Here is a 14,037-nt window from a genome sequence, read left to right as displayed (position 1 = left end):
TTTAGAGGAAAGGAATGGTCATAATAATGAACAGCAGAATTGATATTAATAAAATTTTAAAAGAATATATAGGAAATAGAAAAATTATTTTATTTGGTGCAGGAAATAGAGGAAGGCAAGTTTTAAAAATTATAAAGAAAAATGAAATAGGAGATGTAATTTGCTTTATAGATAATAAAGTTACTAAAAATGATATTTTTTCTGTACCCATATATAAGGCAAATCAACTTACTAAATTAAATAAGAATAGTTTTAAAATAATAGTTTGTACTAATGATTTTAGAGTATATTTGCAAATATCTGAACAGCTGTTAGTACTAAACTTTAGTGAATATGAAAATTTTATAAGTAGTAATATTTTAAAAAGTGAATTTATTAGTGATGAGAATAATCCATATGAAGATATATATCCAGCAGCTACTTATGCTCCGTGGTTAAGAGATTCACAGTTTATTGAATGTTTTAAAAATATAGAAAATAATACACTTGTAGATATATATAGATGCTATGAGCTTTGGCATTTAGTAGAACAAGTATATAAATTGAGTGAAGGAATTATTTTAGAAATTGGAGTTTGGAGAGGTGGAACAGGAGTTTTAATGGCAAAAAAAGCTAAATTATTAGGCATAAAGGAGAATGTTTATTTGTGTGATACATTTAGTGGAGTTGTAAAAGCATGTGAGATAGATAATGATTATAACAATGGAGAGCATTCGGATACATCAGAAGAATGTGTAAAAGAACTTATAAATAAAAATAATGTATTTAATAGTGTTGTAATAAAAGGAATATTTCCAGATGATACTAAGAATTATATTAATGGACAAAAAATAAGATTGTGTCATATAGATGTTGATGTTTATCAATCAGCAAAAGATATAGTGAAATTTATATTACCTAATTTGATTATAGGTGGAATAATTGTTTTTGATGATTTTGGATTTAAAGGATGCAATGGGATAACTAGACTTGTAGAAGAAATTAAAAATGAAAACAATTTAATAGTTATTGAAAATTTGAATGGGCATGCAATTTTTTTAAAAATAAAGTAAATTGATATTTTTATGTATAGAAATATCAATATTATTATTGTATAAATAATATAATTTTATAATATAAAATTTGAAAGGAATTTTTTTTATGAGTAAGGAAAATATTGTGAATATACTTACAAAAATTACATCAAATAAATTAATAAAAAGTAACGTAATGATTTATGGTACTGGTACTATAGCAAAAGGAGTATATGAATTTTTAATAAATAGGAATTATAATATAAAATGTTTTTTAAACAAGAATTTTGAATATCCAGATGCAGTTTCAAATTTGGAGGATATAAAAAAAATAGACGATGATTCTATAACGGCTAACATGAAAAATGATTTTACAGTTGTGGTTGCAATATTTAATCCCTATGCTGATGTATGTAATATAATAAAGAATTTAAGATACTTAGGATATAAAAATATTATTACTTTTGCAGAATTAATTGATATCTTTGAAGGAGAAATCGAAGGAATATTTTATTTGAATACAAGTAAAAATTTTATTAAAGATAAGTCATATATAGTAAAGGCTTCAGATTTATGGAGTGATGATAAAAGCGGTAAATTATATGAGTCTTTAGTCAATTTTAGAATTACCAAGGACTACAAATACTTAATAGATAAAGATCCTCTTGAACAGCAGTATTTCCCAAATGATATAGAAAATATTTATACTGAAAAAAATATAAGATTTGTTGACTGTGGAGCATTTGATGGAGATACAATACATTCTTTAATTAGTAAATTTAAAAATGTACAGGCTATTGTTGCATTTGAGCCTGATATTGAAAATTATAAAAAGTTGATTGAAGTAATAAATGATATTAGATCAAAACATATTTTAGAAGATATCAGTGCCTTTCCCTGTGCGGTATACTCTGATGCTATACAAGTAAAATTTGACATGAAAAAATCTGAAGGAAGTAATATATCAGATTCAGGAAGTAATATTGTACAATGTATTTCAATAGATGATAGTATAGGAGGTATTAAACCAACCTTTATAAAAATGGATATTGAAGGGGCAGAATATGAAGCTCTATTAGGAGCAAAAAAGACTATTTGTAGCATAAAGCCTAATTTGGCGATTAGTTTGTATCATACTCCAAGTGATTTATATAGAATACCATTGTTAATAGATAGTTGGAATTTGGGTTACAAATTTTATTTGAGAATTTATAGATATAGTGCTCATGATTTAGTTATGTATGCAGTTAAGTAGATAGATGGGAGATAATTTTATGAGGGAATTCATGGATAAAAGAAAAGAAAATAGTAATTTGCTCAATATTTTAAGTAATGGTAAAAAAAATGTTATTTTTGGAGCTGGATCAGTTGGAAGTATGTTTAGAAATGTGTTAGATGATTTAAATATTAGTGTATATTCGTTTTTAGTTAATAATGGTCATAGAACTAAAAATATGTACTTAGGAATTCCAATTTATGAATTATCAGATTTTCCATTAAATAAATTTGAGTGCAATGTATTTATAGCAATTCGAACAATAGATGAGTCAATTATAAATCCTATTAGATTGAAAATGGATAATAATATAATATATGTTGACTATGTGAAAGATTTAGCTTTTTTGGAGAGTGTGTATTATACTAATTATTTTAAAGAAAATGGTATAGATATATCTAAGGATGTTTTAAATATAAATGGATTTAAAATGATAAACCCATTTATAAAAAAAGTTGACTATATGTTAGCAAGTTTATTCGAACTAGGGGATATAATGCTTCCTGAAATAATGTCTGATGATTCTAAAATAGATGAGGGTAATTATGAATATGGGGATGTAACTTTAAATGAAAATGATATTGTTTTTGATTGTGGAGCAAATATTGGGTTATTTTCTGCAGTATCAGCATTTAAAAAATGTAGAGTATATGCATTTGAACCTTTTCCTAAAACACAGAATTATTTAAAAGAGATGATAGATTTATATCCTGGACAGATTTATATTTCTAAATATGCATTAAGTAATTATATAGGTTATAGTAATTTTAATATATTAAGTGATTATATAGGTGGAAATTCTATGCTTGATATTGAATTAAATTCAAAGGATTATGTTATAAAAGTTGAAACAATTACAATAGATAAATTTATTGAGGAAAATAATATAGAAAAATTGGATTTTATTAAAGCGGATATAGAAGGTGCAGAACGATATATGTTAATGGGGGCTAGAAAATCAATTAAAGAATTTAAGCCTAAAATTTCAATATGTACATATCATTTGAAAGATGATCCTGAAGTATTGGAAAAAATAATAAAAGAAATTGAGCCTAAATATGTAATAGAACATAAATGGAAAAAATTATATGCACATGTTCCTAAAGAATAGAGGTTAATTTAAATGAAAAAAATATTGATAACAGGTTCTAATGGATTTATTGGTAAGAATTTATCAGAAGGCTTGATGAATAATTATAAATTGTATACCCCTAAAAGAAATGTACTTAATTTATTAGATACAGAATTAGTAGAAAAATATTTAAAAGAAAATGAATTTAATGTAATAATTCACTGTGCAAATCAAAACGCTACGAGAGATACTTCTGTATCTAATTATGAAATATTAAATAGAAATTTAACAATGTTTTTTAATTTGGAACGATGTAAAGATTACTATGAAAGAATGTATTATTTTGGATCAGGAGCAGAATATGATATGAATAATTATGTTCCCATGATGAAAGAAGATTATTTTGGAAAATTTATACCGACTGATCCTTATGGATTTTCTAAATATGTAATGTCTAAAGCCGTAGAACAAAATAATAATATTTATGATCTCAGGTTATTTGGAGTATTTGGTAAATATGAAGAATGGGAACATAGATTTATATCTAATGCTATTTGTAGGTGTATTTATAATTTATCAATTACTATAAATCAAAATGTGTATTTTGATTATCTATATATTCAGGATTTAATAGAGATAATGAAATGGTTTATTGAAAATAAGCCTAAGATGAAACATTATAATGTATGTACAGGTAAAAGGATAGATTTGTTGACTATTGCAAAAAAAGTAATCAAAATATCTAATAAAAAATTAAATATATTAATTAAGAAGAATGGATTAAAAAAGGAATACACAGGAAACAATAGCCTTTTATTGGATGAAATAGGAGATATAACATTTACAGATTTGGATATGAGTATAAAAAGTTTATACAAGTATTACGTTTATTATAAGAAAAGTATAAGTGTAGAGAAATTAGTTTAGTTATTCAAGAGGGAGAAAATCAATTGATATATATACAAATGAGAAAAAAAATTATAGACATCATAGATAGAATTAATTGCAATTCTATGATATATATATTTGGAGCAGGATGGGTTGGAAGATTAATATTAAGAATATTAAGGAATAATGGAGACTTTAAAATTTGTTTTTTGGATAATAATAAAAATTTAGTAAATACATTTATAGATGATATAGAAGTATATAACCCTGAAAGATTAAAATATATAGATAAAAATAACTTTATAATTTTAATAGCAACATTTGATCATGGAAAAGATTTGATTGATCAATTAAAAAACTATGGATTTATTGAAAATCAAAATTTCTATAATTTATTAGAACCACTAAAAAATCAAATGATAAAAGGGCTTATAAATTATAAAAAATCAAATATTTATATACTTGGTGATTCTGTTATGAATATTATAAGTTGTGATGATAATGATATAAGAACTCTATATAATATGATAAAATGTAAAATCAGATATAAAACTGGAATGAGCGTAAATGGGTTCTATTTTCCAGCATGTCATCTAGGAATTTATTATATAGTTTTACACTATTTGAAATGTTTTAATAAGTTACCTAAAATTATAATTTTACCAATAAATATGGGGAATTTTTCTTCATATTGGGATATTAATCCTAAGTGTGAAAATGTTGATGTATTTAATGAAATATATAATTATATAAAGGAAAATAATTATACAATTAATAATTTATATCAATTAAATATACATACTTGCTATGAAGATTTTTTAAGTCATGAAGAAGAATATAATAATGGGGTTTTAATTAAAAATGAGGTTTTTGAGAATTGGTGGAATTGCAACACTAAATCAAAATCAGAATATATGGAAAGATATAAATATATTAGCACATGGTTGTATAATTATAAATTAAATCTAAATAATAGAAAAGTAGTTATTCTAAAAGAAATATTAAATTTTTGTAGTAATAATAGTGTAAAAGTTATAGCTTATATAACTCCTATTAATTATGAACATTGTGTTAAATATGTTGGAAATAATTTTAATAATTTTTATAAAATGAATGTAAAAACTATTAAGGGATTGTTTAAAGATTATAACAATACAAGTTTTGCTGATTTTAGTTATGATATAAAAAGTATTGATTTTGTGCATCCAAATGATACTGTTCATTTAAATGAGAATGGAAGAGAAATTTTATCAAATAATATTTATTCATTATTAAATAAATAATAAATGGCTAATTATAATATTTAAGAATTAATTAAATTTAAAGAATCGATTATCTTAAATTATGAGGGGTGAAAAATATAAATTGTTTTAATAATATATATAATAATAAGAAAATATTAATAACAGGGAATACGGGATTTAAAGGCTCATGGCTTTCCATATGGCTTGATAAACTCGGTGCCAAAGTTGTAGGATATTCTCTGGAACCTCCAACTGTGCCTTCCATGTTTGAAATATGCAAATTGAGTGAAAAAGTAACGAATATAAATGGAGATGTAAGAGATTATTCAAAATTATTTGCTGTAATTAAAGAATACAAGCCTGATATAATATTTCATCTGGCAGCACAGCCATTGGTGAGATTATCTTATGAATTTCCCAGAGATACCTATGAGACTAATGTTATGGGTACAGTTAATCTGTTGGATGCTGCACTAAAGGTGGATAGTGTACAAGCTGTTGTAGTTGTAACCACTGATAAATGTTATGAAAATAAAGAATGGGCATACGGTTATAGGGAAACAGATTCAATGGGAGGTTATGATCCTTATAGTTCAAGCAAGGGTTGTGCGGAACTTGTAGTATCTGCCTATAGGAATAGTTTTTATAAAAACAGCGGTAGAGCACTTGCTTCTGCAAGGGCGGGAAATGTAATAGGCGGAGGAGATTGGGCAAAGGACAGGCTTATACCTGATTTTATAAAGGCAGTATCGGAAAACAAACCTGTAATTATAAGAAATCCAAGTGCTATAAGACCCTGGCAGTATGTTCTGGAGCCGTTATCAGGCTATCTATGGCTTGGTGCACTTATGCTTGAAAATACTGAAAAGTACAGCAGCAGCTGGAATTTTGGCCCTGCTGATAGCTCTATATTGAGAGCCCAGGATATTTTAGAGCTTTCTTCCAAAAGCCTTGGAAAAGGATCAATTGTAGTCGATAGATCTGTTCAGCCTCATGAGGCAAATCTTTTGAAACTTGACATAAGTAAGGCAAATACCTATTTGAATTGGCATCCTGTGTATGATATAGAAAACACTGTTGGCAGTACTATGAATTGGTACAGAGAATATTATGAAAATAGAAACGATGATATGTATGAATATACTGTAAAACAAATAGAGCAATATGAAAATGAGGCTGAAGTACATAACTTGATTTGGAGTGAATAAAATGGACAATTTAAGTTTTGATGAAAAATATGCCAGAAATGATATTATAAATAGAGCTAAAGAGTTTTACAAAAAGAAAAATTCAATAAATAGATTTATACCGGGAAAGACATATATACCGGCATCAGGAAAAATGATCGATGAAGACGATATTGCTTCTTTAATAGATTCCTCCCTTGATATGTGGCTTACATCTGGAAGATATGCTTCTGAATTTGAAAAGAGATTCCCTGAATTTCTTGGGGCTAAATATTGTTCTCTTGTGAACTCTGGATCCTCGGCAAATTTACTTGCTATAACTGCACTTACTTCCAGTAAACTTGGTGACAGAAGACTTAAACCAGGTGACGAAGTTATAACAGTGGCAGATGGTTTCCCAACTACAATAACACCTATAATTCAAAATAAACTTGTGCCTGTCTTTGTTGACGTAGATCTATCAACCTATAATATAAAATCGGAAGATATTGAAAAAGCGGTATCTTCAAAAACTAAAGCTATATTTTTAGCACATACTTTAGGAAATCCGTTTAATTTAGGAAAGGTTGTTGAAATTGCCGAAAAATATAATCTATGGATTATAGAAGACAACTGTGATGCACTTGGATCAAGGTATCAAGGAAAATTTACAGGAACTTTTGGACATATTTCCACCTATAGCTTTTATCCAGCACACCATATAACCATGGGAGAGGGTGGAGCTGTAGTTACAAATGATTTGAAGCTTCACAATATAATCCGTTCTATAAGGGATTGGGGAAGAGACTGCATCTGCCCTCCCGGCAGGGATAATTTATGTGGGAAAAGATTCTCCCAGCAGCACGGCAAACTTCCCTTTGGCTATGATCATAAATACGTCTATTCACATTTTGGATATAATTTAAAGATAACTGATATGCAGGCTGCATTAGGTGTATCACAACTTAAGAAATTACCCGACTTTATAAGAAGACGAAAAGAAAATTTTGAAAAATTACATAAGGAATTAAGGCAGTTTACAAATTATTTGATTCTACCAGAGCCTGAACAAAATAGCGATCCAAGCTGGTTTGGTTTTCCTATAACACTCCGTAAAAATAGTAATTTTGACAGAAATGATATTGTAAAATTTCTGGAAGAAAACAAGATAGGGACACGTCTTTTGTTTGCAGGGAATATACTTAAACAGCCGTTATTTACCGAAAATAGTGTTGATTATAGAATTGCTGGCGATTTGAAAAATACTGATACAGTTATGAATAATACCTTTTGGATAGGTGTATGGCCGGGAATTGACGATGAGAAAATTAATTATATATCATCTAAATTTAGAGCATATTTTGATTGAATTTAGTGGAGAAAAGGATTGGTACAGTGATAATGAAAAATATTTTATTATGTTTTATTGAATGTAGTGAAGATAGCGGCTTAGAAAATTATTTAAAGAGATTTGAGGACATGGAATTTGAAATACATATTTTTGATAACTTGAATTTTAATAATATAAAACCGCATAATATACCAGATATTTTAGACTATTATTTTAGAGAGGAATATACTAATAATAATTTCTATTTGCTTTCTGATGTAGAAGATTTTATTAAACTTGTTTGTAGAATATATAATCAGTCTTTTAAATGCTTTATATATTATCAGAATAACAATAAAGTTCACTATGATGTGAAATTGGAAGATATATATAAATGTATTTTAAATAGTGATATTGTTGAAAATGAAATTGATACATGGATTTATACCAACATTGAAAATGTTGAAATTGATATGATTTATCTTGATGATATTAATAAAATATTAAATATAAAGGATAATGTTAAATTTTCAAAATACTATCATTATAACAATAAATATTACTTATTTGAACCAATAGATGGGGATAGAAAAATTATTGATATTGACAATAGTATTGAAGAAAAGCTCAATTTTTTTAATGTTGTTATTATGAATAAAAGTCTATCATATGATAAAATTTTCGATCTATTAAAGAAAATTAATTCTTCTAAGGTATTTTTTATAAAAAACTATGACTATATTGATAATTTTTTAAATGATTTATGTGAATGTATTTTAAAGCAGCCATATTTTCAGAAAAATTTTTATAAAATATTATTGGAAATATTGTCTTTTACCTTTAATGATTACGTGAGTATATTTTTAAATTCAGTATTTTTAAAGACAGAAATGTGCAGCAAATACTCCAAAAGAATGCTTACCTGTGCGCTAGGCAGTAGTATGATGACTCTAAATGAAAAGAATTTTTTAATGTGGCAGATAATAAGATTTGGTTTTCTCAATACCGGTAAGAATGACTATGAAACAGACATATTAATAAGAAAATTATATAAAAATATATTACATGGATTTTATGAACAGCTTCCATATAAACTGCATAGAATACCTAAAAATGAAAGAGATCATGGTTTTGTCATGGTAATTACAGGACAGTTTTTAGGTCTGGATCATGGACCTACTAAGACAACTCTTGATAGATGTTATAGCTTAATTAAATCTATGAATAAAAGAGTACTTCTTGTAAATACAAGAGATGTAATACCACTTACGGGATTTATACCTTATTTTTCTATTCAGGGAGGTGTATTTAATGAAGATTATGTGAAATTACATAATTTCAATTATAAAGGTATTAAAATACCATTTTATCAAAGTAGTGTAAGTATGCCTGAATTAGGTGAAATTGTAAAGATAATAGACATTGTAAAAAGACGTAGGCCTTATTTTATATTGAATATTGGAGGTACAAATATTGTTTCTGATTTATGTAATAATGTAGTACCTGTAATAACATCTGCAACTGTAATGGGGATTCCTATAAGTGAAGGACAGTTTTCATTAATTGGCAAAAAGGCTTCTGAAAAAGATCTGAGAATTTTAAGAGACACAGGTAAACCTCGCGAATATGCAGTAGATGGCAAATTTACTTTTGAATTTAAAGAACAAACTCATAAATATAAAAGAAGTGAATTCAACCTCCCTGATGACAAATTTTTGATATTGATAGTTGGATCAAGGTTGGATTACGAAGTTACTGTAGAATTTATTCATGAATTGGAGAAGACTATAGAATATGGAACTCATATTGTATTTGCAGGAAATTTTGATAAGTATGAAGAATTAACTGAAGAGGATGATTTGCTTAAATATAATTCCACTTATCTAGGATTTCAAAAAGACATGCTGGCAGTTGCTGAACTGTGCGACGTTTATGTAAATCCGCCGAGAGCTGGAGGACAGACTTCTGCTGCTGAGGCCATGTATAAAGGGCTGCCGGTAGTTTCATTGAATTATGGAGATGTTTCTGTTTGTATAGGTATAGAAAATTGTGTGGATAGCTTGGAAAAAATATCTGTTGAAGTTTTAAAACTTATAAATAACAGAAGTTTTTATAATAAAATGTCTGAAAAGGCAAAGAAGAGAGCTGATGAATTGCTTGACACGGACAAGGAATTAAAAAGAGTATTAAATATAGTTGAAAACAGTGAGTTGTTTTTTTAGTAATTTATATATGAAGATAAACGGAAGGATGTATTCAACTTGAAAATAGCTATCAGGGCAGAAGGCGGAAAAAGTATAGGTATGGGTCATGTGATGAGAACTCTTGTGTTGGCAGGAGAATTGTCTTTAAACAATGAAGCTTTTTATATATACAAATATAGTTTGGAAAATGAAAGTGGAATAGTTAAAATAGAGAACAGTGGATTTAAAGTATATACCTTTAAAAAAGAAATCTCGGAAGTGCTGTCTGGAATGGATGTAGATCTGCTTATAACGGACAGCTATGATGTAGATGAAGATTATTTTATGCAGACAAGAAAGTATATTAAATACACAGCTTATATAGATGATATTGCTTCCTTTGAATATCCAGTGGATTTGATTGTAAACCAGAATATAAATTCTCTTGATTTCAATTATTCTCAGAAATATAAGTTACTTGGGCTGAAGTATCTCATGATCAGAGATGAATTTAAAAATTTGCCTCCAAAAGCTATTGAAAAGCAGGTAAAAGATATAATGGTGACTGTAGGAGGTTCGGATCCTGCTGAGTTTACGAAAGTGCTCATTGGATGGATAGTGAATTTGAATTTTACATTTCATGTGATTATTGGACCCTCCTTCAAAAACAAAGAGTATTTTAAAAATATGGATTATGATAACATAAGGTTTTATTTCAATCCCAAAATGTCAGATATAATGAAAAAGTGTGATCTGGCTGTATCGGCATCCGGAAGCAGTATATATGAACTTCTTGCATGTGGAGTGCCTGCTCTTGGCGTTGTAATTGCAGACAACCAACTGGGTGTGTCCAAGAAGCTGGAAAATATGGGCCTTGTGGGAAACCTAGGATGGTATGGTGATTTAAATGAAAGCAACTTCAAAAGCAGGCTTATTGATTTATGTCATAATTATGCTTTGAGAAAGGAAAGATCTGTCAGGGGGCAGAAGCTCATAGACGGCCTTGGAGCTAGGAGAATAACTGATTTTATTGAAGATAACTTTATTCTATCAGGTCAAATCCCTTCGTCATAAAAAGCGTTATGCGGAAATAACTCAATTCTATTCTTTAAACTTATATAAACAGCAGCAATATCGCTTGATGGAGCATTTTTGGCAAGATTGTCAGCGTTGTTTATTACAGTCTGGTTAGGTGCAGCAACAAAGTTTCTAAATGTTGAAATAACACCCGTTAAAGTTGACAGGGATAAATTTGATGAATCCTTATCATTAGTTCCGTTGTTCATTGCTGAAAGTAACTTTGAAGCATCTTCTGAATTTTGGGGATCGTATTGCTTATTATTTATATAATCAATCCCTTTTTCTGTGAGTTTTGCAGCACTTAAAACGATATTCACAGCAGTTGTGTAAGATGAATTATCATCGGAGAAAATATTTTCTGCCTTTGTGCCATCGCTGTACATTATCCATAACGTTCTTTTTTCCGCTGAATAATCAGGACTCTTTACAAATGTAGTATTGCTCTGGGTCATATCATTTGCGAATTTATTAAGCGAAGTTCCAACTGACCATTCCAACGAATTCTCAAGCTGCTGGATTTGAGTCTCAGCGTTTGGTAAATTACTGGCTGAAATACTGCTTTTTAATGCGGCATATTTATTTAATGCGGCTACAAATACATTATTTCCGGTTTTCAAATCGCCATTTGAATCCTTTAATATCGTATTGAATTGGTTCACGTAATCTTGATTGATGATACCTTTTTGAACAAAATCATCTTGAGAAGCTCCATTAAAGGCACAATGGGGAAAATTAGCCGGTGCTGAAGTATTGAAATTACCTCTGTCTTCACTAAATTGCCCAGGCGATTTCGGGATTAAAATAGGCGTCATTATGATGCCTCTGTTTTTAGCGGCTAATTTCTCTATGGCTTCTTTACTAATTTCAACTGTATCAATATCAATCTTACTTAGATCAAGTGGTGGATTATTTGGCTTATTTTCAGGTGTTAACTTAATCACATTCGAACTATGAAAGTAATTATACGCAAAAAGACTAGAAGTTATGTTTTCTACGGTCATTTTATTCCCTCCTCAATTATTAAACCTATTCATCTAAATATATCGTCAATATTATATTAAACTTAAATTTTTATGATAGGATGACGATAATAAAATCATGGGTGATGGTGTTTAACTTATAGATAAAAGGTGATATTATGCAAAACAGAAATATACAAATAGAATACAGCAGGGATGGAAAGCCTGTATTAAAAGTGGACAAAATATATCTTCACAGCAGATTTTATCCTGAAAGGGAAGCTGAAAAGTATGTTGAAGGAAATAGAAATATATTTGAGAATAAAAATATTGTAATAGTATATGGTCTGGCACTTGGATACCACATAGTGCAGCTCCTCAAAAAAATATCCTCCAGCTGCCAGCTTTATATTTTTGATGTGGATACTGAAATATATGATATAGGCAGTAAACTTGGATGTTATGATGGTATATTGAAAGATAAAAGAGTCAGGCTTTTTATAGGAATTGATGCCTTGAAAAATATGTCCGGAATAGAGAATATGGATAATATTATGATATACAATCCCAGCTTGAAAGTATTGCCCGAGAAATATGGTAAAGTTGAATTTATATTCAAAAATTTTATAATGGCGAGGCAGGGAATAGAGAAATCAAAGGATATAATGAAAGAGAATTATGTACATAACTTAAGAGAAAATGCAGCTCCTATTAATGAATTTTTTGAGAAATGTAATTTTAAAGGTAGGCCTGTTATAATGGCTGCAGCAGGTCCTTCACTTGATTATGAACTTGATTTACTTAAAAAACTCAATGGAAAAGTAAATATATTTTGTGTGGGGAGTGCCTTGAGAACTCTTGTAAAGAATGGAATAATGCCGGACATGATATGTATAATTGACTGTCAGGAAATAGTGTGTAATCAATTGAAGTATTATGAAGATTTGAAGGTCCCACTGTGCTTTTTGAGTACTGCCTCAAGGTGGGCTGTATCGAGGTATCAGGGGCCAAAATATATTTTTTACAATGATGAAGCTCAAACTGAGGATATGGTCATAAATACTGCCAAAACGGTTGCTGTATCTACTATTGATATAGCAGTAAAAGCTGGTGCCAGTGAAATAGTGCTTGTTGGTCAGGATGTGGCTTTCTTGGATAACAAAACTCATACAGATTCTTATAGTGAAATTTATGGGGTGAAAGATGAAGTACAAAAGGAATCCCCAATATATAAAAAAGTAGAAGGTGTAAATGGAGAAATTTTAAATACCAGCTCGGAATACTTGAATTTCAAATATTCAATTGAAAGAGAGATAGAGGACAATCCACAGGTAAAGTTCACAAACTGCAGCAGAGGTGCCAGGATAGTTGGGGCCAAGCATACAAAATTATCTGAATGGATAAATAAAAAATTTTAAAGTATGTGATTTTTCGTACGATAAACAACTAAATTGAATTTACCGGAGGAATAAAAAAGCATGAATGAAAAAGTACAGTTACTTAAAACAGCAAGTGATTATATAATAAATCTTAAATCTGGAATAGCAAAAGCTGCAGATTGCTTTCAAACTGGAGATGATCAGAAAGGCTTCAGCCTTGTGACTTCTATTTCAGAAGGCCTCAACTGGCTGACTCAGGCCCTTGAGGCATCAAAGGATGCCTTGAAACGGGAAATATCTATAAATGAATTGAATGAAAAACTGGAGGAAATAGTTGAAGCTATGGAAAATCAGGATACCATACTTGTAGGAGATCTTCTGCAGTATGAACTGATCCCCGTAGTTGAGAATATAGAAGAATCCGTAAATGAGTCTATATTGAATTAA

The 14,037-nt window shown here is 28.9% G+C and carries 12 protein-coding genes; 11 read left to right on the top strand and 1 reads right to left on the bottom strand.

The features are described from left to right. Positions 1–26 precede the first annotated feature (26 nt). From ACSVC9_RS09355 to pseG, 9 genes are all read left to right on the top strand, one after another. Positions 27–1,052 (top strand): TylF/MycF/NovP-related O-methyltransferase, encoded by a 1,026-nt coding sequence (locus tag ACSVC9_RS09355; protein WP_446897226.1) that lies wholly within the window; start codon positions 27–29, stop codon positions 1,050–1,052. A gap of 88 nt (positions 1,053–1,140) precedes the next feature. Further along, complete coding sequence (locus ACSVC9_RS09350) at positions 1,141–2,268, top strand: FkbM family methyltransferase (protein ID WP_446897225.1); 1,128 nt, start codon at positions 1,141–1,143, stop codon at positions 2,266–2,268. 19 nt (positions 2,269–2,287) lie between these two features. After that, on the top strand, positions 2,288–3,400 hold the full coding sequence (locus tag ACSVC9_RS09345; RefSeq protein WP_446897224.1) for an FkbM family methyltransferase: 1,113 nt from the start codon (positions 2,288–2,290) through the stop codon (positions 3,398–3,400). A 12-nt stretch (positions 3,401–3,412) separates the two neighbouring features. Beyond that, complete coding sequence (locus tag ACSVC9_RS09340; RefSeq protein ID WP_446897223.1) at positions 3,413–4,288, top strand: NAD-dependent epimerase/dehydratase family protein; 876 nt, start codon at positions 3,413–3,415, stop codon at positions 4,286–4,288. Positions 4,289–4,326: 38 nt separating this feature from the next. Beyond that, positions 4,327–5,532 (top strand): hypothetical protein, encoded by a 1,206-nt coding sequence (locus ACSVC9_RS09335; RefSeq protein ID WP_446897222.1) that lies wholly within the window; start codon positions 4,327–4,329, stop codon positions 5,530–5,532. 68 nt (positions 5,533–5,600) lie between these two features. Beyond that, a complete protein-coding gene (gene rfbG, locus ACSVC9_RS09330) occupies positions 5,601–6,701 on the top strand; it encodes a CDP-glucose 4,6-dehydratase (RefSeq protein ID WP_446897221.1) in 1,101 nt (366 codons plus the stop codon). A 1-nt stretch (position 6,702) separates the two neighbouring features. Next, positions 6,703–8,028, top strand: a complete 1,326-nt coding sequence (gene rfbH / locus ACSVC9_RS09325; protein WP_446897220.1) for a lipopolysaccharide biosynthesis protein RfbH — start codon at positions 6,703–6,705, stop codon at positions 8,026–8,028. Positions 8,029–8,060: 32 nt separating this feature from the next. Beyond that, complete coding sequence (locus ACSVC9_RS09320) at positions 8,061–10,211, top strand: glycosyltransferase (protein WP_446897219.1); 2,151 nt, start codon at positions 8,061–8,063, stop codon at positions 10,209–10,211. 39 nt (positions 10,212–10,250) lie between these two features. Then, positions 10,251–11,246, top strand: a complete 996-nt coding sequence (gene pseG, locus ACSVC9_RS09315) for a UDP-2,4-diacetamido-2,4,6-trideoxy-beta-L-altropyranose hydrolase (protein WP_446897218.1) — start codon at positions 10,251–10,253, stop codon at positions 11,244–11,246. On the opposite strand, the gene ACSVC9_RS09310 is transcribed toward pseG, so the two are convergent. Beyond that, complete coding sequence (locus tag ACSVC9_RS09310; RefSeq protein WP_446897217.1) at positions 11,228–12,253, bottom strand: hypothetical protein; 1,026 nt, start codon at positions 12,251–12,253, stop codon at positions 11,228–11,230. The genes pseG and ACSVC9_RS09310 overlap by 19 nt on opposite strands. A 137-nt stretch (positions 12,254–12,390) precedes the next feature. On the opposite strand from ACSVC9_RS09310, the gene ACSVC9_RS09305 reads away from it, so the two are divergent. Next, entirely contained in the window at positions 12,391–13,629 is a 1,239-nt protein-coding gene (locus ACSVC9_RS09305) for a motility associated factor glycosyltransferase family protein (RefSeq protein ID WP_446897216.1), read from the top strand. Between the two features lie 60 nt (positions 13,630–13,689). Continuing rightward, complete coding sequence (locus ACSVC9_RS09300; protein WP_446897215.1) at positions 13,690–14,037, top strand: hypothetical protein; 348 nt, start codon at positions 13,690–13,692, stop codon at positions 14,035–14,037.

It is taken from the genome of Clostridium sp. LBM24168, from assembly GCF_052953915.1.
Note: the sequence above shows the minus strand (reverse complement) of the source record. Positions and strands in the feature narration are given on the sequence as shown.